Genomic DNA, 21,437 nt, shown 5'->3' with positions numbered 1-21,437 from the left:
CTCGCCACAGCTAAAGATCGAATGGTCTATTTAGAGGTAGTCTTTCAACACCTTTCAAGGCTGTATAAAGTATAAATTAGATGTGGAACCTTCGATTTTCTTGGCTTTTCCCTTTTTTAGGTACTCGTTGAATTCGCGTTCCAAAGATTCTTTGTTGGTGTATTTTTTGTATTTGCATGGTAACTCACATGCGTACATGTACAGCCGCCATGCGTCGAAGCCGTCGACTCTTCCGTCAGGGCCATAATCAAAGTCGATACATATTTCGGATAGGTAAACACAGCAACCAATTCCGTGCAGTTCGTAGGTTACATCACCATTAACCTTCCCGCACCGCGGGATTTTGTTGGTTCGCCACAGTCGGAGAATATTTTTAGTGCCGAATGAGCACTCAAGCAAATCAGTTGCCTTCTTTACGTGCTCTAAATACTCTGCGATCAAATTTTCAAGCGTATGAGCTTTCATCGTCTTGGCCTATTTAACCTATCCAGCCCAGCTGTATTTGACGCATCCACCACTTCCTTGGTGTTATTAAACACGCTTTCGTGGCTTTCTATATTTTCAATCAGTTTTATGGTGACCATCGTATGTGTTCGTCTGGCGGCTGCAGCTCGATGGTGGCCGTCTATAATGTAGCGCCGTTCGTTATGCTCAAGCACTTCAATGGGTTGGTTAATATCGTATCCATTGCTTCGCATATTGCCAGAAATCTCCTCAACCTTTTTGGTTGAACGCTTCCCTTCAATGCTGTGTGTCCGACTCAACGTTTCTGCATCAACTCCATGGATAAGAGGAGCGGGAGGGAGCCCTTCATCTACCCGGTTAATTTGGGCTGTATCGTCCGCACCTGTTTGGGGCTTGCAACCGTTCTCACCCGGGCAGCTATGCAAGCCCTGAGGGTCCACCCACCCCGTAGGGTTGGGCACGTACTGGTATGTGTTGATCCCACCGGCCAGCTTCACCGGGTCGGGTGTCAGGTAACGACCAATATCTGGATTGTAGTAGCGATGGCGGTTGTAGTGCAGCCCGCTTTCTTGGTCGAAGTACTGGCCTTGGAAACGTAGCGGGTTGTCGATTTTGTTGATGTCTAGGCGGCTGATCTGGCCGTAGGCGCGGTAATGCGCGGACCAGACGATTTCGCCGTCGGGGGCGGTGAGTTCCTGCGGGGTGCCGAGGTGGTCGAGTTGGTAGTGGAACGGCTGGGTATTTTTTGGACCAAAGCCCTCCAGCAGGACCAGCGGGCGGAAACTGTCCGGCTCGTAGATATAACTGCGATGCCTGTCCGCGTGATGTTCGGCAACCAGCTTGTCGCCTTGCCAGAAAAACTCAGTGGTTATCCCATCAACGGTTTTGCTGATCCGCCGACCGAACGGGTCATAGCGATAGCTGGCCGTTTGCCCGTTCGGCTGGGTAATGCCGATAAGCCGGTGCTGGCAGTCGTAGCGATACTCGGTGACGAGTTGGTGGTCTTTACCGCGCCGTTGACGGATCAGGTTGCCGAACGCGTCATAGTCATAATGATGATCGCCCTGAATCACCAACCGATTTCCCGCCACGATGTCCGGACCGGGTCGGTCCTGCATCAGCAGGTTGCCGGCCGGGTCGTGGCCGAAGCGCTCTTGCACGTCTTGCGAGTGATCCGCTCGAGTCAGGCGGGCGAGGGGATCGTAGTGGTAGTGGTGTTCACCTTTGCGCGTATCGAGCAGGCGGGTGAGGTTGCCGGATTTGTCGTAGTCGTAGTGACGGCGGTAGAGCTTGTGTTCCTCTTGCGTCACCGCGTGGGCGTGCAGGCGGTTTTGGTCGTCGTAGTCGTAATGGCTGAGCAGTTGGCCTTGTTGGCGTTGGCGCTCTCTGCCGGTTTTGAACAGGTGAGAGGTGAGGGTTTTGCCGTTCAGCTCGACGGTGGCGAGGTGGCCGCTTTTGTCGTGGTTGAAGGTGAGGCGGTTGTTGTTGTCCGGCAGGCGCAGGTTTTTCAGTTGGCCGCAGGCATCGTAGCCGTAGCGCAGGGTGCCCCAGCCTTGGTGGTCGGCGATGAGGCGGTTTTGGCTGTCGTATTCGTAGGCTAACGCCCAGTGGCCGTCGTCGACGCTGAGGAGGTTGCCTTGGCGGTCGTAGGCGTAATCGACCACTCCACCGTCTGGAAGAGTTTTTCGTACGAGGCGGCCGGAAGGGTCTCGCTCGTAGCGGGTGACTAGCTGACTGCCGTCATCGCCGTGTTCGGTTTTCTCCAGTAAGTTGCCGCTGAGGTCATACACGTAAGTCGTGCGCTGACCGTCAAAGCCGATTTCCTGCTGGATCAGCCCGTTGGGGTGGTAATCAAGTCGGTAGGTCTCGCCGACTTCGTTTTCGATCTCGGTCAGTAGTAACCGCACGTTGTCGTAGCGGTAGTTGACCTGGGTGCCATCAGCATTTATGCGACGGCTGATCAGGTGCAGGCCGTCGGCGTATTCGTAGCGGGTGACGTGGCCCAGTTCATTACGTTCAGAGGTGATTTTTCCGTAGGGGTTGTGGCTGAATTCCCGCGTGGCACCGCCTGGAAGTACGACACGAACCAACCGACCCACACCGTCCCACTGATACTGCGTCAGCGCGCCATGCTCATCCTCACGCGCAACTTGCCGCCCTAAGTCGTCATAGCGATAACGCTTAACCCCGCCATTCGGCAGTTGCTCTTTGACAAGCTGCCCACGCTCATTCCAAACCAGCCGATGACAACCGTTATCCGGATACCAAACCCCAATCAACTGCCCGTGCTTGTTGTAGGTGTAGTCCGTAACGTGGCTGTCAGGATCTGTCTGACGCGTAACGTCGCCTTGGTCATTGCGCTCATACTTCCAAACTGCCTCTCCCCGCCGAACAACCCGTACGAACCCGTTGTCATGCTCGTAGGAAGTCGGCTCATCGTCCCCCGGAAACAGCGCCACCAAACGTCCGGCTTCGTCGTACTGATACGCCGTCACCGCCCCTAGCGGATCCTGCTCAACCGTCAGCCGGCCCTTGTCATCGTAGGATTTGAAATGCTCCGCGCCGTCCGGATCAATCCGCTGCACCAGCCGCGCGCGCTGATCGTGGACATACACTTCCTGACTGCCATCAGCGTTGTGAACCGTGACTTTGCCGTTGTCATCCCAGACATAGCGCGTGTCCACCTGCGAAAAACTGGCCCAATGCCGAACACAGCGCGCCGCCTTGCCAGCCCGTTCCCACGCCCAAAAGAAACTCGCCCCACCGGCCAACTGCCGCTCAAGAATGACGTGCTGTTCGTCGTACCGATAAACCTCGCTTTCACCTACAGCATTGGTCGCCGAAACCAATCGGCCAGCGTCGTCATAGGCGTAGGAAACGACGTTCTGCTCCGTTACCCAGACGTAGGGCTCACGGCTTTTGGCGCGATGAACCTGATAGTCAACCGCCACAATGCGACCGAGTTCATAGCGCAAAAACAGCGACCGACCCGCGCCGTTATCCAGCCGCTCAATCCGCCCCAAACGATCACGAATAACCCGCAGCCGGTTGTCATACGCATCGCTGATCGCCGTCAGCACACCGTCGCGGAAATGGTAGAAACGCGACGCCTGCGCCAGCACCAACTCATCGGGCAGAGCCCCCAAATAGATTGCCGCTTCGGCCAAGCTGTTGGTGATCGCCGGTCGAGCGGCGGTAGGCAAGGGCAGGGCAGTCGATCGATTTTCATGATCCGTCCAAACCACCACATCACCCGTCACCACCAACCGCTGCGCCAGCGCATGACTCCAGCCAAACCCCAACCCACAATCCACTTCCACCGCACTGGTGCGATACAACCGCGTCCACTCAAACGGCAATATCCCGTCCAGCGCGCCATCAGTGAGGGTGAGCAATTCTTCCCCGGTAACCATCGACACCGGGCAGCCATGGGTGGCTGTTTTATCCGCAGGCGCCGCCGCGTCTCCACGAGGGTTCTTCGCAGAGGCCGGCACATCATCCACATGTTCTTTCTGCTTCAGCACCGCGTTCTGCCGCGCCCGCCAGCGCATCTGCATCGTGCCTTGCTTCAGCCCACCGACGACGCCGCGAACCGCCACGGCCTTGTAGCGATCCACCGCCTGCATGAACTTGGTCAGAATCCCGAGCAGGCCACGCACAAAGCCAACCGCGGCATTCAATATGCGCGCGCCATACTTGACCAACCGCAAGCTCAGATACGCCACACCCGCCGCCGGCAGCGCGATCATCAACACCGCGCCAATCACCAAGTCGATCAGCAGCGACACCATAAGCCCCGCCGCCGCCTCGGCAATATCGCCGGGCGGCAGTGCGTCGAGCCATAGCATCGCCGTGCGCACCATCAGGTACAGCGCCGCCTCGTCACTGGCCAGCAACATGGCCTTTTCCATGACCTGCGGCGCATCGGTGGCCAACTGCGCCAACTTGGCGGCCTCGGCACCCAGTTGCTCGCCGAACTTCATGGGGTCTGCAAGAATCGCCTGGACCAGCTTGATGCTGTCCCAGACCTCCTTGATTGCCGCCCAACTGCCCGCGAGCACGCCGCTGCCAATCGCGCTGGCGGTGGATTGCTGCCAAGACGGTTTGAAGCCGTTCCATTGCTCGCGCAGCCATTGCTCCAGGTCCGCCGTCAGCCCGGCGTAGGAGGCAAACAACGCGTCTACCTGCTGCGTGGAAACGCCGCCTTGTACCCGCACTTGATAGCGCCCACCGGCCACGCAGGTGTGGGAGGCCTTGCCATGTTCATCCAGCATGACCCGCGTAGAACTGCCGTCTTCCAGGCGAATCACCTCAACCGGGATTTCGCCGATCGGCACGTCGTACACCGACTCGAACTTGCTCTCGATCTTCAGCTCGCCACCCGCTGGGCAGCGCGCAACGGTGGAAAAATCCGCATCGGAAATGCTGAAGGAACGTTGCGAATCCCCCACCCGCAGCACCCGATCCATCCCCAGCAACGACGGCATGTCCGCCGCATGGCTGACCGAGTCCAGCGCCCGCGCATACCAGGCGCCCATCTGCTGGCGATATTCCGCCAGGCTCTGATGGAAGCCATTGAGCTCATGTTCGATAAAGGCAATGTGGGCGGCGTGGGTCATCCGTGACGTCTCGGCAAAATGGCAAGGCGTCGGAGCATGCCGCAGGAAAAAGCGCCTGGATGAACGGCTGGAAAAATCAGAAAGGGACGGCGTAGAGAACGAAAAAATCGGTGTCAATTTGAGGCTAAAGGCTACCTTAACTGGCGAAAATGCTTATTGACGGGCACTGCCCCTGCGCGTCCTTGAGCTGCGCTTCAAACGCCATCAACTCCGCCTGCATCTGCTGCAACCCGGCAATTTTCCCGGCCAGTTCGCGCTTCTTGCTGGCGATGGCCTGGTCTGCACGCTCCCAAGGCAAGGCATCGCCCTCGTGCCCGTGCAGAATTCCCTGCAACTCCTTGAGCTTGAACCCCAACTGCTGGGCGCACTTGATCAATGCCAGCAGCTCGACACTTTGCACCGAATAGACCCGGTAACGCCCTTCCCGCTGCGGCGCAGGCAACAGGCCTATCGCCTCATAGTGACGAATCGCCTTGATGGTCGTGCCCGACAGTTGCGCGGCTTTGCCGATGTACATGAAAACTCCCTTTTCCCATTAGTCCGCCAGCCTGAGTCAGCCACTTTGCCCGCTGCGCTGGCGTAGAGGCCAACACCGGCCCGAACATCAACGTCTTGGTCGGCTTGATGCCGCAAAACGCCAGTGTGGTGCTGCGCAACTGATGAATGCCGGGCATGCGGTAGAACCAACGGTAATACCACGGCGGCGTGTCCAGGGTCACCAACACGTGCGCGGTTCGGCCGAGCAGCAGCTTGTCAGGAAATGACTTGCCTTCGCGGTATTTAAAGGCAAAGCCGGGTAGGAAAATACGGTCGATGAACCCTTTCAATAACGCCGGGATACCCCCCCACCAGATCGGGAAAACGAATGCCAGATGGGTGGCCCAGAGGATGTCGGACTGGGCGCTGAGCAAGTCAGGTTCCAATGCTTGGATCTGTGTGTAGCCGTGGTGAAGCACAGGGTCGAAAGAGAGGTCGCCCAAGGGTAGGACGCGTACCTGGTGGCCGGCGAGGTTTGCACTGTGGATGTAGGCATCGGCCAAGGCTGAGCAGAAGCTCGTGCCGCAAGGGTGGCCGAGGATGACCAGGATACGCTGGGGCATGGGATGAGGTCCTGAAAAGGGGGCTTTCAGGGTAGGGTGTGCCGTATAGGGGAGAGTCAAGCGCCGGACCATGCCGCGCCTCAAGGCCGCGCAGTTAAGCGAACGCAATACGCCACGCATCGAAGATCAACTGTGGGAGCGAGCTTGTCCGCGAAGACGTCAGCCCAGCAAACATTGATGTTGACTGAACCACCGCTTTCGCGGGCAAGCCCGCTCCCACAGGGATTTACGCTTGACTGAACAGCATGGGGTCGCCTGATAAATGCCTACGCAACATCAAGCCGTGTGCTTGCTCCCCGTCTCCATGTCCGTGCTGCCCCAAGGCCGCCAATCGTCGGTGTGCCGTTCACTGCCATGCGGCCCGCTGGAGCTGGTGCCGCCCGCGAGGAATTTTTCCCACAGGTTTTTGCTGTCCGGGTCGCTGTCTTTGTGCAGATAGGGCGCCAGTCGCGCGAGCGAGCTGCCTTTTTTGTCTGCGGTTTCCTGGAAGTGTTTCCACTCATCCGACTGATACTCGAACATCGACTTGTCGTCCGGCGTGTCGCGGCCGCCGTACATGTAGGTGGCATAACGCGCGTATTCGAGCTTGTCGCCCCAGTCGTCCTTGGTCACGCCGGCGTCGGCGAGGTCTTTGAAGAACTTGCCTTGGGAATCGGTGAGTTTTTGCATTTTGGCATGCTCGACCGCCTCGGCAATCAGGGTGCCTGCGACCCCGAAGATCACACCCGCCACGGCGAAAATCGGACCCGCCACGCGCGCGCCGATGGCGAGCCCGCGTATGACCGTCGCGGCAACATCACCGGCCAGTTTGCCTGCCAGGTGAGCACCTTTGGGGGCGAACATCGCGATGGTATTGGCGATCGCCATGCCGGTACCGGACGCACCCCCGCCCAGCGTGAAGGCCGCGTCAGTTTTTTCCAGCGCGGTCTTGGCGTTTTTCAGTTTGCGCGCGCCGGAAACGATGTCCATCACGCCGCCGGTCAAGTCCAGGCCGGAGCCGCCCATAAACCGCAGAAACGAACGCCCCGAGGCGATCGCAATTTCGGATTTGGACGCTGGCGTACCTTTGCCGGGAAGGTCCTTGACGCCCATGTGCTCGCCCAGGGTTTTGGCGGCGCTGTCGTACTCCTTCACCTCATCGGCCGACAGGTTGCCCACGTCGAGTTTCTTGAGGGTGTCGGAAGCTTCCTTGACGCGGGTGCTGATGGATGCGGCCAGCGCGTCAGATTTTTCTGTGGTTTTCTTGCCCCAGATGTCCGGGAGGTTCTCATCGATCAAGCCGAGCCATTCAGTGGCTTTGATTTTTGCCGGGCCTTTACCGTCTTTGTCCACGTCAGGTTCATAGGGTTTAGTGCCACCCAGGGTTTCCACAATGTTCGAACCGAACTTGAGGAAATCGTTGGTGAAGCTCAAGCCGGCGACCAAGTCTTTCGCGGCGGCGATCTTCTGGTCGTCGGTCATGTTGCCGCCGCCATTGGCGAGCTGCAGCGCGCCGCTGACCAGGTTCATGGTGCCCGCCATGGCACTGAGCCCGCCGGTGGAGCTGGCGGTGTGCAGCACTGTCTTCAAGGAACCGGCGGCCGCTTCGCGATTGGCGCCCAGGCCCTTCAATTGGGTGTCGACCACCTTGTCGATGGCTTTCGGGTCGCCGCTGGCAGCCGCGAGACGAATGGCCGCTGCGATCTGTTTGTTCTCTGCCGGTGTCAGCCCTTTGATATGGCCGTCGAGGATGTCGATCTCATCCTTCATCTTTTTGTACATGTCGTAGGCTTTGTCGCCCTTGTCCAGGCCACCCAGGGCGGCGTTGATACCGCCCTTGATCATCGTGAACGAGGCCTTCAGCCCACTTTCGGTATTTTCCGGCGAGACCTTGTCGGGGTTTTCCATGTACGTGTTGAGCTGGTGCGTCATCATGTTCTGGTCGAACGTCTGTTTGCGCGCGGTGTAGCTGTCCGGTTCGAGAATACGCAGCGACTCGAAATAGCGGTCGACGTCCAACTCGGCCATTTCCGATTTCTTCGGATCACCCGAGTCATTCATCGCGATCACATATTCTTCGAAGTTCAAGTTGGCATCACGGGTGCCGTCTTTGAAGAGGGCCGGGAATACTTGTTCGCGAACTTCATTCAACCGATCTTCCGATAAATTACCGACACTTTTCTTTAGTTCTGCGTCGTAGCGGTCCTTAATCCCTTCCTTGCCCATCAACGTGGAAATTTCTTTGGCAAGTTTGTCCTCGTCGACCATCTCTTTGACGTCTTTGCCGTTCAACTGGGTCGGGGTCTTATCCGTCTCACGGTATGTGCCGCTGCCCAGGTTGATGCTCTCCGCGTAGCCGTACAGGTCGTAGCCGTTGTCCAGCGCGGCCTGGGCGTCCATCAGCTTGACGATCTTGGCTTCATCCGAGTCTTCGGCCAGCTTGCCACTCTTGATGTCATCGCGAATGCCCTGCACAAAGTTCTCGGCCGTCTGGCCGCCCACGGTCTTGTCGTTGGGCAACTCCATGTCCATCAGCCCTTCGGCACCGAAGGTCGGGATGTTGTATTTGTCGCGCAGGGCCTGCACGTCTTCGGGCTCATCGGGCGGCGCGGCCTTGTCGGTGTGCGTCGCGTCTTTGACGTGCATCAGGTCGCCTTTGAGGCTCGAATAGCCGTACTTGCCGAAATCCTGCAAGCGCCCGGCCTCGGTGCCATGGCGGGCTTCCTTGTCTTTGGTGAAACCGTCGATGCTGTCGTTGTCTTTATTCCTGGCGTCGATGCCAGTGAGCAAATTGCCGTTTTCATCGATGCTCACCACATGTTCCAGCACCTGGGTGGCGCGGTACGCGGCGTCGGCGTCGTTCTCGAAATCGCCCACTTGCTTTTTGAGGTTGTCCTTCACGTCGCTCTGGTTGCCGAGGTTTTTCAGCAGCGGTGTGGCGTCGATAATCTCCTTGGCCGAGCGCGTGTCACCGTCGGGGCGCTTCTGCTGGTCACCCAAGTCCGACTTCATCACCTCGCCGCGCAGGCTGGAATAGCCATACTTGCCAAAATCCTGCAGCCGGCCCGCCTCAGTGCCATGCCGCGCCTCGCCATCCTTGGTGAAGCCGTCGATGCTGCTATTGCCCACATCTTTGCCATCGGTCAGCTTGCCGTTTTCGTCGATGTATTCGACATGCTCCAGCACTTTCGAGGCGCGATAGGCTGCGTCCGCGTCTTTCTCAAAATCGCCGACCTGCTTTTTAAGGTTGTCTTTCACGCCACTTTGATTGCCGAGCTGGGCGAGCAGCGGGGTGTCATCAATAATTTGCTGGGCTGAGCGGGTATCACCTTCGGGGCGTTTCTGCCCTTTACCCAACTCGTCTTTGGGTGCAGACGCTTTTTCGACGGATTTTTCCCAGGCAGCGACGGAGCTTTTTTGAGTGACCGCTGCGTCCTTTGGGGTCGTTTCTACCTTCGCTACCATGGTACTTCTCCTGATCTAATTATTACGCCTGCCCCTTTTAAAACGCGCAGGGCCGGACAACTTCCTAGGTAACTTACCCGAGGCGGTTTATTGAATAACGAGAGGGCGGCCTTAGTTGGTTGGCCGCTGGGCGTTGCTGCTGTGAAAGATGACGTGACGGAACTTAGCACGGACTTTTAGTCAATTCGCAAAGCCTTCACAACAATTCACAACGGCGAGGTTATTTCGGAACATTTATGGAGTAGGGCGCGTATAGGCAAAATAGCCTGACGTTCAACGCGGGCTTATCGTAGAGCGCGTCGAGCTGGGTGGTGGTACACCGCTCCCGTCGAAGAACCGTTCATCAGATTTCAATGACGGCAGAGACAGTCTTAAGCAGAGGGTGCTTTTTGACAGGTGCGACGAACCAGAAAAAATCTCACGCGTGAGCTATTGAGCATCGCCAACATTGCCTGTAGATTTTCTCACGCGTGAGTTTTTCACAACGAGGTCAGCACCATGAAAAGCAGCTCTCCATCGAGCCCGCCAGCAGGGCCCGATCCTGATTCAGCAAGCCGCAAGGGAGAGCGCTTGAAGTCGCCCGCGAAAAAACCATCGAGCTTTTACATGAAGCAGATGCGCGCGGGCCTGGCAGCCGCCGGTTATGTGAAACACGAGACTTGGGTGCTTCCCGAAAACCGAAGCCTGCTCAAGCAAATGGAGAAACAGCTTCGCCAACCGATTCTGGCTGGCTCATTCATGTCGGAGAATTTCATGAGCGCAGGTACTAACTGGAATATCGATCGCCTCTTCACAGCGCTTCAGGCTCTGGATGAAGTGGTTTCCAACGACATTACGCTTTCTCTCGTTCAGGGCGCCGAGTCCAGCATCAAGCTGGAAATGAACGACTTCGGGGGCTTGCCGATTTACATCGCGGTGGTCGGCGAACAGATCATCGTGGACACCGTGCTGGTCGACGTCGAGTCCATCAATGACGTAACGGCTTTCAATGATGCGGTGCTGCGCAGCCGGGAGATGTTCCCGCTTTCTTCGATCGGCATCGAGTCCATGCCTAACGGCCAAGTTGTTTACAACATGTTCGGTGCGTTGAGCTCCGACTCCAGCCTGACCAACATCGTGACTGAGGTGAAAACCCTGGTCGACAACGTGCAGCGCGCCAGCGAAGCCTTCGAACGTTTCTTCAATTAAGTATTCGGGAGTATCCAATGACTCAGTCCATCTGGAGCAAATTGTTCACCGCGCTGCGTGGCGGTGCCAGCGAAGTCGGCGAATCGATCGTCGACCAACAAGCCCTGCGCATCCTCGACCAGGAAATTCGCGACGCCGACACGGCGCTGGCCAACGCCAAGCGTGAGCTGGTGAGCATCATGGCCAAGCACAAACTGGCGGCTGATCGCGTCGGTGAGTACGACGCCAAGATCAAGGACCTGGAGTCCAAGGCCATGGCCGCTATCCAGGCCAATCGTGAAGACCTGGCCATGGAAGTGGCCGAAGCCATTTCGACCCTGACCAACGAACGTGACGTCGAGCAAAAGCAGGCCACGGAGTTTGGCGGGTACGCCGACGGCATGCGCAAGGACATCACTAAAGCCGAAAGCCGGATTAAAAGCCTGCGCCAGCAAGTGGACATGGCCAAGGCGCGCGAAAGCGTACAGAAGGCCCAGGTCAGCGCGTCCATCGCCAGTGGTGGCGCCAACGGCAAGCTGGAAACCGCCGTCGGTACCCTGAATCGCTTGCAGGCCAAACAGCAGCAACGTGCCGCTGAGCTGCAAGCCCAGGATGAACTGGCTGAGGCATCCACGGGCACCGACCTGGAGCGCAAGCTGCGCGACGCCGGCATCACGCCGGACACAGGCAGCGCCAATGCGATTCTGGAACGCCTGAAGCAAAAGTCGGCCGAGTAAGCCGCGCCGAAGCAAGAAGGGCAGGCTCTGCCCTTCTTTTTTTACATCGAGGTCAGGATGGATGCCCTGAAGGGTTTCAAGACAATCGCAGGCCTTGCCCTGTTGATGGTTGCGCTGCAACTGGTCAATGTGGCGACCGGTTACAGCCTCATGGCATTCGGCCTGATCCCGAGAACGGTGCAGGGGCTGCTCGGCATCCTCACCTCACCGTTTTTGCACGCGTCGTTTGCTCATCTGAGCGCAAACCTGATCGCCTTTTTGGTCCTGGGCACCTTGGTCATTGTCGAAGGAGTCCATCGGTTCATTGCCGTCAGTGCGATCATTATTCTGCTGGGCGGTTCGCTGGTCTGGCTGTTCGGTTTCAGCGGCGTACACATCGGTGCCAGCGGCTGGGTATTCGGGCTCTGGGCCTACCTGCTGTCTCGCGCCTGGTTTCACAGAAGCTGGAGCAACCTGATAACGGCCGGTGTTGTAGCGGTGCTGTATGGTGGCCTGGTCGTGGGTTTCCTGCCTCGTCAGGGAATCTCGTTCGAGGGGCACTTCTTTGGCGCGTTCGCCGGGTTTATTGCAGCCAAGGTACTTCTATCCTCGCCGCGCAGCAGGTTTAATGCCCGGTGAACGCGCTTGAGCCTCCGCACGCCGAGGCGATCTTGTCATTCGCAATCAAATACCCAGGGAGTCAGGGGCCAAATGTCGATGTTTCTTTTGTTGCGCCTGCGCGCCGCCTCCCTCTTTCCCCCGCTTCTGCATCGCCTCCGCTCGCCTCAAGGAAATCTCCAATGGGATGGTTTAAACAATTGATGGGGCTTGAGGCCCCGAAAGCGAATACAGCGCCGCAATGGACAGCCGGCAACACCCAGCCGGCCACCGGGCCACTAGGCCTGGCACCCGGCAAAGGCGTGATGTTCGACGCGAGCCTGAAATTGTTGCTCGATGAAAAAACCACGGTGGTGATCCCCGGCTCCCAGGAAATCTGGGCCAACGGCACTGTAGACCTCGGCCAGTCGACCTGGCTGTCGCGCTATTACATGAACGACGAAGATTACTGGCTGCAGGTGCACACCACCGGCGAGATCGCCGGGCAGGTCGAGTCGGTGATCCTGTTCAACTACCTCAGTGTCGTCACCATCAGCAGTGAAGCGGAACTGCGTCGACTGGCCGGGCCACAGAGTCTGATCGGGCTGCCAACCTACACCCACAACGGCGTCGAATACGCCCGTGTGTGGGGCAGCGAGGCTGGCCAGACAGAGCTGGTGGCGATGACCGAACAGGTTGTAAACCCCGAGGACGCCTACAGCGTCGAGCACCGTTCGATGTTGTACGCCCGCGACACGGGTCTGACTGATCGACGCGAGTTTCTGCTGTTTTCCGTCGAAGAAGACGCAGAGGGGACCGTCAGCCTGAGTACGTCGCTGGGCATTTCGCTGTACACAACCGACCTGACTACGCTTTAAAAAAAGGAAAACCCCATGCTGGAAGCGCTCTCTATCTCTCTGAACAAAGCCGCTGTGTTTGGCTTTGTCACCTACATCCTCGGTGCGGCCGTGCTGTTCGCACTGTTCCAGTTCATCTACACCCGCATCACGCCGCACAAGGAGTTCGAACTGATCCGCGCGGGCAACGTGTCGGCTGCGGTCGCCCTGGGCGGCGCCATCATCGGCTTCGCCATTCCGGCCAGCAATGTGATTGCCTATTCGATCAGCCTCCTCGACTTCGTCGTCTGGGCGGTGATCGCCGCCGTCGTCCAATTGTTGGCGTTTCTGCTGACCAGCCTGGTGCTCAAAGGCACGTCCGAGCGCATCAAGAATGGCGAACTCGCCGCCGGTATCTACGTGGCCGCCGTGTCCATCAGCGTCGGCATGTTGAATGCCGCGTGCATGACGCCTACCCAGAACTGATCGCGCACGGAGCTCCCGATGAAACGAAGCAAGTACGTCCAGTTGTCGCTGGCAGCGTCGGTCGCGATGGCGATATCCGGCTGCGGGCCGACCGAAAAAACCTACGATTTGCAAAAGAAGTACAACTTCCAGTCGGTTCAGCAATGCGCCGATGAAAAACTGCCGGTGGACGTGTGCTCGGACGCCTACATGACGGCCATGGCCGAGCATCGGCGCATTGCCCCGGTGTACGACAGCCAAGCCGATTGCGATGCCGACTTTGTCGCCAACTGGTGTCAGCAGGACTCCAACGGCAAGTTCATCCCCAAACTGGGCGGTTTCGAACTGACCGCCGCCGGCCAGGTGACGCAATCCCAGGTCGATGCGGCCAACGCGCAAGCCGGCGGCGCCCAAGCGAACAGTGGCGGCTCAGGCTTCTCCACCAGCAGCCTGCTCACCGGCCTGCTGATCGGCAACATGCTTAGCAACAATCGCAACAGCTACCGCTCCGAGCCGGTCTACCGCTACCGCGATGATCGCGGCGATTACGGCTCTTCGACGCTCAACCAGCGGGTCTCGAATGGGGCGACGTTTGGCCGGTCCAACCAGGCCAGGTACGGCAGCAGCAACTACACGAACACGCTGCGCTCCTCCAGCAAGCCGGTGTCCGTGGCGTCCTCGACCTCCCGTGGTGGCTTTGGCAGCAAAGCCAGCGCCCGCAGCGGCTGGGGCGGCGGCGGGTCGAGCAGTTAAGGAAACCGGGCCATGAAAAAGATCCACTGCGCAGAGCGTCATGACTGGAAACAGACCGCCGACAGCCTCGGCTTTCTGTTCCACACCATCGACGACGAACCCTACTGGGACGAGAGCGCCTACTACCAGTTCACGCTCAAGCAAATCGAGCGCGACCTCGAAGACCCGACCACCGAGATCCATGACATGTGCATGGACCTCGTGGCCCGTGTAGTGCAGAGCGAAGAGCTGCTGGAACGGCTGAGCATTCCCGCGTCGTTCTTCGACATGATCCGAACCTCATGGCTCGAAGGCCACCCGCACCTGTACGGGCGCATGGACTTCTCCTACAACGGCACCGGGCCCGCCAAGCTGCTGGAACTCAACTACGACACACCGACCAGCCTCTACGAGGCGGCGGCGTTTCAATGGGGCTGGCTGGAACAATGCATCGAACGCGGCCTGCTGCCCAAGCATGCCGACCAGTTCAACAGCATCGACACCAAACTGCACCAGGCCTTCGCCCAATTGCAGGTCAACCAGCCGTTCTACTTCGCCTCGATGAAAGACTCGGTCGAAGACAAAGGCACCACCGACTACCTGCGCCTGGTCGCGGAAAAAGTCGGCATCGAATCGCGCCACATCGACATCGAAGACATTGGCCTCACCAGCGAAGGCCGTTTCGTCGACCTCGAAGATCGCTGGATTGCGCACCTGTTCAAACTGCACGCCTGGGAATTCATCTTCCACGAGCCCTTCGGCGCCGCGATTGCCGAGTGCGATACCCAGTTCTTCGAGCCCGCCTGGAAATCCATCCTCTCCAACAAAGGCGTCCTGCCGCTGCTGTGGGAATTCAACCAAGGCCACCCCAACCTGCTCGCGTCCCACCTGGATACCGACCCCGGCAAAGCCGTGCCAAAGGGCTGGGTGCGCAAACCGTTCTTCTCCCGCGAAGGCGCCAACATCGAACTGCAAACCGCCGACGGCCTGATCGTAAAAGAAGACGGCCCCTACACCGACGCGCCGTTCATCCTCCAGGAGTTCGCGCCGCTGCCGCGCTTTGGCGACAGCTACACGCTGATCGGGTCGTGGGTGATTGGCGATCAAGCCGCGGGGATTGGCGTGCGAGAAGACAATAGCTTGATCACCAAAGACTCAAGCCGGTTCTTGCCGCACCTGATCCTCGACTGAGTAAGGGCAAACAGCGCCTCTGTGGTGAGCGGGTCTGCACCAATACTCAAGGCAGCGAAGATCAAATGTGGGAGCGGGCTTGCCCGCGAAGATGGTGTATCAGTCACCGAATATATCGACTGATTCACCGTCATCGCGGGCAAGCCCGCTCCCACAGGTTTTTGGGGAAATCCCGTCAACCTCAGCCCTGACGCGCCGTCACCGCCGCATACCCATTCATCAAATTCCGATAGTTAGGAATCCGCTGGGACAACAAACTCCCCAACCCTTCCATGTCATTGCGCCAGTCGCCCTGCAACTCACACGCCACCGAAAACCAATTCATCAACTGCGCACCGGCCTGCGTCATCCGGCTCCACGCCGCCTGCTGCACCGTGGTATTGAACGTGCCCGACGCATCCGTCACCACAAACACCTCAAACCCCTCCGCCAGCGCCGACAACGTCGGGAACGCCACGCACACATCCGTCACCACACCCGCAATGATGATCTGCTTGCGCCCAGTCGCCTTGACCGCCTTAACGAAATCCTCGTTATCCCACGCATTAATCTGACCCGGGCGAGCGATATAGGGCGCCTCCGGGAACATCTCCTTCAGCTCCGGCACCAACGGGCCGTTAGGGCCTTGCTCGAAACTGGTGGTAAGGATCGTCGGCAGGTTGAAGAACTTCGCCAGGTCGGCCAGGGCCAGCACGTTGTTCTTGAACTCGTTGGGGGAGAAGTCCTGCACCAGCGAGATCAGGCCGGTTTGGTGGTCGACCAGCAGAACTACGGCGTCGTCTTTGTTCAAGCGGCTGAGGGTTGGAGTGCTCATGGTTGAAATCCTTTTTGTTTAGGTTGGGTTGGGCGTTGCGTTCAACATGGGCACAGATTAATGGGTGGGGCGTGGGGGATAAATCGGGTGGGAGGGGTAATACTGTCAACCCAAAGGTGACAATTGTTTAAGGGCCAGCAGTACCGGTCCCTTTCATTTGCAGGACGTTTCCTAGAGAATCCCAGCGGCTTGCGCCAGCAAAATCCCGCGACTAGGCTGCGGACCGTCACTGCATTTTCAGTGATCGGGTTTAGTCGCCCGGACTTCGCTAGGCGCACGCGCCATCCCAAAGCCAGGTGTCTCCTCACCTGCACTTTATGGTGGCTGTGCGCAGGGCACCTTCGGGTGCGCCGGTGCCTAGCGGCCGGTCGACTAACCTGCGTACAGCCGCCACCTCTGCTCGTTTAGTCGCGAAAGGACGGTGGTAATCACTTACCGCTAGAGGTTTTCTATGGATAACGTTGTTTCGGATTTGCCATCATCGGCTGCGACTAAGCCATTTACTGTTAACGAAGAGCTGAGCTTTGAAGATGCCTGGGTGCGTGTTGCGGAGTTGCTGCAGTGTGCGGTGGCCACGTCGCAAGTGCTTGGTGAACCGCTGGGGGCGCCGCATAGGGCAGTGATGCATTTGGTGGAGATGGCGAAGATGGTGGCGGATCGGGCTGTGGAGTGTTTGCAGCTGAGGTGATACGAGGCGCTTGCTTCATGTAATTGAAGCAAGCGCAAACGAGCTATCAATCGTGGCTTTGATTTGTAAGCCGGCCCGCAAAGTACTGAGCAGTTTCAGGATCTGTGCAGTAGAGATAGCAGCCCTTCATTCCTCGAGTCATCAAGGTCCGGTACGTGTTCTTGATGATCAAGTCGTTTCCCGTTTGGCCAGTTCGGGTTGCTCCTTCATCATCTTTTTCCAGCCCCGAATGGATTTGTCGTTCTTATCTCTTTCAAGGGCACACTGCGGCAGATCAACGTTCACATTGCGCAGGCGTGGAACGCTGGCCGAATGCGCTCACGAGGCTATAGTGGGTGAGCAGCATTTATCTAACCGCAAGGAGGCTCATATGAAAATCGCAAGCGTACATGTCGTGAATTTCCGCTCAATTGAAGAGGCCACTCTCGAATTCACTGATTTCAACATTCTGATAGGTCAAAATAATACAGGGAAGACTAACTTTTTTGAGGCGCTTGACTGGTTCTATACAGGCTCAGGCTTATCGCAGGATATGAGGTTTCAGCGAGATCCAAATCGAGAAATTATTGTAAGTGTCGAGTTCTATGGAGCACAGCACGGCGCTGAAAATATGATCAACGAGGGCAATAGGACCAAAATCCAAAATGTACTCAAAGGGTCTGACGTTATCAAGGTGACTCGTCGAAGCAACGATCTAAAAAAGAGAGTTGTAAGCATCGGTGGTGAGGCGATAAAGAATCCAACTGGATTTGACACTGCGCTCAATGACTTTTTACCAAAATTTGAATATATCCATACAAGGCAATATTTCGAAGACTTTACGAAGTACAACCAAAAGAGTGCGGTGGGGATTATGCTTTCTTCAGTGATTGAAGAGATCTTAAATGATGATCCCAAGTATCGGGCGTTTAGAAATACCTTTGAAGATTTGTTTAATTCGGAAGACTCTGCCGTGAGTGGTCATTTCAGGGCTCTTGGCGAGTCCGTGAAGATTCACTTGGAAAAACAGTTTTCCGAATGTTCAAAAGTTTATTTTGAAGTGCTTTCGCCTGAGTTTAACGATCTGCTGAAAAAATTTGAGACAGTGGTTGATGATGGGATCGAAACATATGCGAGCGAGAAAGGCGATGGGATGCAAAGAGCACTCATGCTTGCAATCATACAAGCGTACGCGGAGTACAGGAAAGCAAGAGAAGACGCAGGAAAGTCATTTTTATTTTTTATTGATGAAGCTGAGCTTCATTTACATCCGACTGCTCAGAGGAAGCTTAAGGACGTCCTTCTGGAACTCAGTACGCAACTCGATCAGGTTTTTATAAGTACGCACTCGTCGGTGTTTGTCGCAGATACAAGTGAGGGTGAGAGCGTTTTCAAAACTGAGAAAAATGATTGCCGAACTGAGATATTCCGTACCGATGAAGTAGATAAGCCTTACATAATTTATGAGCTGCTTGGGGGTAGCCCGGCAGATTTGCTGCTTCCGCGTAACTTCTTGATTGTAGAAGGGCCTAGTGAATTCGAATTGCTAACCCGGGTTATAAAAAGGCATTACCGCGATAAGCCGCCGATTCAGATAATTTCAGCAGAGGGCGATACCCACCAAGCTAAGCGCTCTATAAATGCGATCTCAAAGGCGTACTCGCCAATGGGGACCAGCATATATGGAAACAAGGTCATCATTCTTTGTGACAGACCAACCGCTAAAGCCCAAGCTGGATTTGACCATTTCATTGCGGCCAACGCAGATCTTACGGAGCGTAACCAAATAATTGTTCTTCCTCATGGTAGCCTGGAAGAGTGTTATCCGTCACCCTGGAAAAAGACCGAAGCCGAAACAAAGGACTTATCCGGCTATCAGAAAAAACAAATGTCAAAGCTTGTGGGCGACGAGATTAGCCGAGAATCATTCGAGGGGGAAATGAATGTTCTGTATGAGGCTCTAACATTGGTCTGGCAAAATTCATTTTGAGGGCGCGATGCTAGTTGATAAAAGCGAGGGCGGCGGCTCGCCGCCTCTTTTAAAGAATAACTTTCCCTACGCCGTGAACGGATGCATCTGGTTATCGTTAGGCATGGCGTCAGTCGTCGCGAAGATTATAGATAGCTAGGTCTGAAGCTTTTATATCGCTTGCAGGTACAAGGCGGTAATGCTTTTCTTCCACTACCTTTACCTCTCCATCTTGAATAGTAAGTTCAAACATCGCGATCCGCTCATCGCTCATGAACTGTGCAGAAACAGCACGGCATAGCAAGTCGGGATATTTCGCTCTTGAGAAGGCTATATCCTGATGCGTTTGAACAACCCCATGTTTGTCCGACCCACCTTTAGCCTGCACAGGTATTACATACTGGCGGCCGTGGCGGTCCACTCCGACGTAAACCTCGTCAATTTCGAGCTGACCGATACCTTTGAGATTGGTGCGTAGGTGGTTTTGTAAGGAGTACGCCGTGACCCCTAAAAAAATATCAATCAACCTGTTATAGCGGACCTTTGCAAGTAGCGCCTGTTCATCACTCAAAGCGTACGCAGTAATAATCTCTGGCGTCGAGTCTGGAATTTTGACTGTTACCAGGTTTTCGTTAGGGATGATGCGACTTAGTTTAGCTAGGCGAAATCGATAAAGGGCTTGGCCGCCCCCTTCGATAATCCACTCAAGCCCGCCCTCCGCAGTCTCGAGAATACGACTTGGTAGATCATACCGATACCTGAACGAATAGATAAGATCGCCAATGTTCTTTGGCAATTCTATTTCTAGCTTCTGGGCGACCTGCACGATCTCATCTCGAGCAAACTGAAACTCTCTATCGCCTGGTTTGTAGTGGGCGAAAAAGATACTTTCAATGATCGCGGAATAACGGTTGGCCTTCCGAGCTACCTTGACGTCAGACATCTAGCACTTCCAGAAACACGTTCTTATCTACAGCTTTTCGGGTGCGCTGCGCGATAGTGTCATGAGGCACCTCAAAATATAGAGCTGCCCTACTCATATCTAAATTAAGCTGCTTAGGATTACCGAGCTGTAGAGACTCTAGTGGCTTGCTCGGTGTCAACCCCAGCGCCGCGATGATTGAGCTAGCTACCGCTCGCCCCAAGAGTGGAGGAACACTGTTGCCAATCTGACGGAATCCATGCCATTTAGTCGCGTGAAAACGGAACCAGTCCGGAAAAGAGTGCAAGCGCGCCGCCTCTCTAACCGTGATCACCCTTGGCAGGTTAGGATGAATAGGTCTGGGCGAAGTAAAAGCTCCACGCGCGCTGTCGGTGCCAGCACGAAGAGTATTGCAGAGGCCGTCCATTGGCAGCTTTCGAAAACGACTGATTTCCTCGGTTCTTCCAGGCTCGGTGGCGAGGAAACGGCTCTGCGAGAGAGCAGTGTGCTCTGTACGGGCACTTGAAGTAAGCAAATTTCTTGCATATTGCCGTTCGTAACCAAAGTCTTGGTTATCCAACTCCAGACCTCTTAATCGGCGTGCGTAGGTCGCTTTAGTATTCCACCGCACTTCAACTTGATCGCTGTCACGTAACACATCAAACGCATTAGCATCAGGCAGATCTGCGATGGCCTCCGCTACAGTCACGCGTTCAGCCAATGGCTCTGGATACGTTGGGGTGTTAAGCCCCCGGCGCGTTCCGAGGAGAAAAAGGCGTTTTCGATCTTGAGGAACCCCGTAATCCGCAGCATTAAGTACCTTATAGGGCAGGGTGACGTCATAGCCTGCTTCTGCTAGGGCCGCAATCAGCTCTTTTAGAAACTCGGCATGCTTACCAAGGGTTAGGCCCTTCACGTTTTCAAATACGCAATATTTAGGTTGCAGCTCTTCGACGATACGAACGTAGTGAAAAACAAGTTGATTACGAGAATCGTCCAGCGCACGTTTGCCTATCATGGAGAAACCCTGGCAGGGAGCCCCGCCAAACACCACATCGATATCGCTCGAACCTATCCCCGCCCGTTGCCGGATTTCCTCTCCGCTAAGGTCGGTGACGCTTGCGCAGATCGTCGCGCATTTGGGGAAGTTAAATTCGTGAGTAGCACAGTGGATAGGGTCGATTTCCACTGCCGCCGCGACGTCGAAACCGGCTTGCTCGAAGCCCAGAGACAAGCCGCCAGCTCCAGCAAAAAGGTCTATGCCTATAGGGCGTTTGTTAGTCGCTTTGTATGAATTCATTTAACCTACTCATCATCGTTTCGATTTCTTTCAGCTCGCATCCCCACACGGTAAGCACTCGCCAACCGATGGTTTGAAGCTTTTCGATATTTTCGGCATCTCGCTCACGATTACGGTCGATTTTCGCCTGCCAGAATGCGATGCGAGATTTTGCAAGACGGCCGTATCGACAGCCTGAGTGACCATGCCAAAAGCAGCCGTTGACAAAAATAACCTTTTTTCGACCATGAAAGACAAGGTCAGGTGTGCCCGGCAAGGTCTTGCAGTGCAGACGATACCGGTAACCCATAGAAAAGACCAAGCGTCTTACGACGAGTTCGGGTTTGGTATTTTTGGAGCCCACCTGGCTCATGAGCCGGCTTCGGCGTTCGGGAGTAAGCCTATCCATAACAGCAGTTTAACAGACGCTACCTTAGGGATGACCTGGTTGTGG

General features: G+C 56.2%; 18 protein-coding genes and 1 pseudogene. 9 read left to right on the top strand and 10 right to left on the bottom strand.

The window, feature by feature from the left end:
* Positions 1 to 54: 54 nt before the first annotated feature.
* The 5 genes from AC19YS_RS17125 to AC19YS_RS17105 all read right to left on the bottom strand — a co-directional run bounded on the left by AC19YS_RS17125 (position 55) and on the right by AC19YS_RS17105 (position 9,628).
* Complete coding sequence (locus AC19YS_RS17125; RefSeq protein ID WP_106580255.1) at positions 55 to 465, bottom strand: DUF6896 domain-containing protein; 411 nt, start codon at positions 463 to 465, stop codon at positions 55 to 57.
* Positions 462 to 5,084 (bottom strand): RHS repeat-associated core domain-containing protein, encoded by a 4,623-nt coding sequence (locus tag AC19YS_RS17120; protein WP_500602286.1) that lies wholly within the window; start codon positions 5,082 to 5,084, stop codon positions 462 to 464. Before AC19YS_RS17120 ends, AC19YS_RS17125 begins: the two co-directional genes overlap by 4 nt.
* 136 nt (positions 5,085 to 5,220) lie before the next feature.
* Positions 5,221 to 5,601, bottom strand: coding sequence for a MerR family transcriptional regulator (locus AC19YS_RS17115; protein ID WP_500602285.1), 381 nt, complete (start codon positions 5,599 to 5,601; stop codon positions 5,221 to 5,223).
* The gene (locus AC19YS_RS17110; RefSeq protein ID WP_500602284.1) at positions 5,540 to 6,184 is read right to left on the bottom strand and encodes an NAD(P)H-dependent oxidoreductase; all 645 of its coding nucleotides are present in this window, start codon (positions 6,182 to 6,184) and stop codon (positions 5,540 to 5,542) included. Before AC19YS_RS17110 ends, AC19YS_RS17115 begins: the two co-directional genes overlap by 62 nt.
* 276 nt (positions 6,185 to 6,460) lie before the next feature.
* On the bottom strand, positions 6,461 to 9,628 hold the full coding sequence (locus AC19YS_RS17105) for a type III effector HrpK domain-containing protein (protein ID WP_500602283.1): 3,168 nt from the start codon (positions 9,626 to 9,628) through the stop codon (positions 6,461 to 6,463).
* Positions 9,629 to 10,234: 606 nt separating this feature from the next.
* On the opposite strand from AC19YS_RS17105, the gene AC19YS_RS17100 reads away from it, so the two are divergent.
* From AC19YS_RS17100 to AC19YS_RS17070, 7 genes are all read left to right on the top strand, one after another.
* A complete protein-coding gene (locus AC19YS_RS17100) occupies positions 10,235 to 10,816 on the top strand; it encodes a YjfI family protein (protein WP_119741422.1) in 582 nt (193 codons plus the stop codon).
* 17 nt (positions 10,817 to 10,833) lie between these two features.
* A complete protein-coding gene (locus AC19YS_RS17095) occupies positions 10,834 to 11,532 on the top strand; it encodes a PspA/IM30 family protein (protein WP_106580262.1) in 699 nt (232 codons plus the stop codon).
* A gap of 57 nt (positions 11,533 to 11,589) precedes the next feature.
* Entirely contained in the window at positions 11,590 to 12,150 is a 561-nt protein-coding gene (locus AC19YS_RS17090; protein WP_500602282.1) for a rhomboid family intramembrane serine protease, read from the top strand.
* Positions 12,151 to 12,311: 161 nt separating this feature from the next.
* Positions 12,312 to 12,986 carry a DUF2491 family protein gene (locus tag AC19YS_RS17085; RefSeq protein ID WP_169367691.1) on the top strand — a complete coding sequence of 225 codons (675 nt, stop codon included), beginning with the start codon at positions 12,312 to 12,314 and terminating at the stop codon, positions 12,984 to 12,986.
* A gap of 15 nt (positions 12,987 to 13,001) precedes the next feature.
* Positions 13,002 to 13,430, top strand: coding sequence for a DUF350 domain-containing protein (locus AC19YS_RS17080; protein ID WP_106580265.1), 429 nt, complete (start codon positions 13,002 to 13,004; stop codon positions 13,428 to 13,430).
* Between the two features lie 18 nt (positions 13,431 to 13,448).
* Positions 13,449 to 14,162, top strand: coding sequence for a DUF1190 domain-containing protein (locus AC19YS_RS17075; protein ID WP_119741429.1), 714 nt, complete (start codon positions 13,449 to 13,451; stop codon positions 14,160 to 14,162).
* 12 nt (positions 14,163 to 14,174) lie between these two features.
* On the top strand, positions 14,175 to 15,332 hold the full coding sequence (locus tag AC19YS_RS17070) for a glutathionylspermidine synthase family protein (protein ID WP_500602281.1): 1,158 nt from the start codon (positions 14,175 to 14,177) through the stop codon (positions 15,330 to 15,332).
* A gap of 181 nt (positions 15,333 to 15,513) precedes the next feature.
* Here AC19YS_RS17070 and ycaC read toward each other — a convergent pair whose 3' ends face one another.
* Positions 15,514 to 16,146: an isochorismate family cysteine hydrolase YcaC gene (gene ycaC, locus AC19YS_RS17065; RefSeq protein WP_500602280.1), complete on the bottom strand. Its 633-nt coding sequence runs from the start codon at positions 16,144 to 16,146 to the stop codon at positions 15,514 to 15,516.
* 451 nt (positions 16,147 to 16,597) lie between these two features.
* Between ycaC and AC19YS_RS17060 the strand changes: the two genes are divergently transcribed.
* A complete protein-coding gene (locus tag AC19YS_RS17060; RefSeq protein WP_500602279.1) occupies positions 16,598 to 16,834 on the top strand; it encodes a DUF6124 family protein in 237 nt (78 codons plus the stop codon).
* Between the two features lie 46 nt (positions 16,835 to 16,880).
* Here AC19YS_RS17060 and AC19YS_RS17055 read toward each other — a convergent pair.
* Positions 16,881 to 17,089 (bottom strand): annotated as a pseudogene (locus tag AC19YS_RS17055) (DNA/RNA helicase domain-containing protein); the annotation flags it as partial.
* Between the two features lie 115 nt (positions 17,090 to 17,204).
* On the opposite strand from AC19YS_RS17055, the gene AC19YS_RS17050 reads away from it, so the two are divergent.
* Complete coding sequence (locus AC19YS_RS17050) at positions 17,205 to 18,803, top strand: ATP-dependent nuclease (protein ID WP_500602278.1); 1,599 nt, start codon at positions 17,205 to 17,207, stop codon at positions 18,801 to 18,803.
* Between the two features lie 109 nt (positions 18,804 to 18,912).
* On the opposite strand, the gene AC19YS_RS17045 is transcribed toward AC19YS_RS17050, so the two are convergent.
* From AC19YS_RS17045 to AC19YS_RS17035, 3 genes are read right to left on the bottom strand one after another with little or no spacing between them, the layout of a single operon-like run.
* A complete protein-coding gene (locus AC19YS_RS17045; RefSeq protein WP_500602277.1) occupies positions 18,913 to 19,725 on the bottom strand; it encodes an endonuclease in 813 nt (270 codons plus the stop codon).
* A complete protein-coding gene (locus AC19YS_RS17040) occupies positions 19,718 to 21,004 on the bottom strand; it encodes a DNA cytosine methyltransferase (RefSeq protein ID WP_500602276.1) in 1,287 nt (428 codons plus the stop codon). The genes AC19YS_RS17045 and AC19YS_RS17040 overlap by 8 nt, the downstream gene beginning before the upstream one ends.
* The gene (locus AC19YS_RS17035) at positions 20,982 to 21,392 is read right to left on the bottom strand and encodes a very short patch repair endonuclease (protein ID WP_500602275.1); all 411 of its coding nucleotides are present in this window, start codon (positions 21,390 to 21,392) and stop codon (positions 20,982 to 20,984) included. Before AC19YS_RS17035 ends, AC19YS_RS17040 begins: the two co-directional genes overlap by 23 nt.
* Positions 21,393 to 21,437 lie beyond the last annotated feature (45 nt).

The sequence above is a fragment of the Pseudomonas sp. MF08831 genome (assembly GCF_059862645.1).
This window is presented reverse-complemented; position numbering and strand designations above follow the sequence as displayed.

Excerpts from the sequence above, each read along its gene's own strand:
- AC19YS_RS17050 (WP_500602278.1), top strand. The coding sequence starts at position 17,205 with ATGAAAATCGCAAGCGTACATGTCGTGAATTTCCGCTCAATTGAAGAG.
- AC19YS_RS17085 (WP_169367691.1), top strand. The coding sequence starts at position 12,312 with ATGGGATGGTTTAAACAATTGATGGGGCTTGAGGCCCCGAAAGCGAAT.
- AC19YS_RS17115 (WP_500602285.1), bottom strand. The coding sequence starts at position 5,601 with ATGTACATCGGCAAAGCCGCGCAACTGTCGGGCACGACCATCAAGGCG.
- AC19YS_RS17105 (WP_500602283.1), bottom strand. The coding sequence starts at position 9,628 with ATGGTAGCGAAGGTAGAAACGACCCCAAAGGACGCAGCGGTCACTCAA.
- AC19YS_RS17110 (WP_500602284.1), bottom strand. The coding sequence starts at position 6,184 with ATGCCCCAGCGTATCCTGGTCATCCTCGGCCACCCTTGCGGCACGAGC.
- AC19YS_RS17095 (WP_106580262.1), top strand. The coding sequence starts at position 10,834 with ATGACTCAGTCCATCTGGAGCAAATTGTTCACCGCGCTGCGTGGCGGT.
- AC19YS_RS17090 (WP_500602282.1), top strand. The coding sequence starts at position 11,590 with ATGGATGCCCTGAAGGGTTTCAAGACAATCGCAGGCCTTGCCCTGTTG.
- AC19YS_RS17045 (WP_500602277.1), bottom strand. The coding sequence starts at position 19,725 with ATGTCTGACGTCAAGGTAGCTCGGAAGGCCAACCGTTATTCCGCGATC.
- ycaC (WP_500602280.1), bottom strand. The coding sequence starts at position 16,146 with ATGAGCACTCCAACCCTCAGCCGCTTGAACAAAGACGACGCCGTAGTT.
- AC19YS_RS17075 (WP_119741429.1), top strand. The coding sequence starts at position 13,449 with ATGAAACGAAGCAAGTACGTCCAGTTGTCGCTGGCAGCGTCGGTCGCG.
- AC19YS_RS17070 (WP_500602281.1), top strand. The coding sequence starts at position 14,175 with ATGAAAAAGATCCACTGCGCAGAGCGTCATGACTGGAAACAGACCGCC.
- AC19YS_RS17120 (WP_500602286.1), bottom strand. The coding sequence starts at position 5,084 with ATGACCCACGCCGCCCACATTGCCTTTATCGAACATGAGCTCAATGGC.
- AC19YS_RS17060 (WP_500602279.1), top strand. The coding sequence starts at position 16,598 with ATGGATAACGTTGTTTCGGATTTGCCATCATCGGCTGCGACTAAGCCA.
- AC19YS_RS17040 (WP_500602276.1), bottom strand. The coding sequence starts at position 21,004 with ATGAATTCATACAAAGCGACTAACAAACGCCCTATAGGCATAGACCTT.
- AC19YS_RS17035 (WP_500602275.1), bottom strand. The coding sequence starts at position 21,392 with ATGGATAGGCTTACTCCCGAACGCCGAAGCCGGCTCATGAGCCAGGTG.
- AC19YS_RS17080 (WP_106580265.1), top strand. The coding sequence starts at position 13,002 with ATGCTGGAAGCGCTCTCTATCTCTCTGAACAAAGCCGCTGTGTTTGGC.
- AC19YS_RS17125 (WP_106580255.1), bottom strand. The coding sequence starts at position 465 with ATGAAAGCTCATACGCTTGAAAATTTGATCGCAGAGTATTTAGAGCAC.
- AC19YS_RS17100 (WP_119741422.1), top strand. The coding sequence starts at position 10,235 with ATGAAGCAGATGCGCGCGGGCCTGGCAGCCGCCGGTTATGTGAAACAC.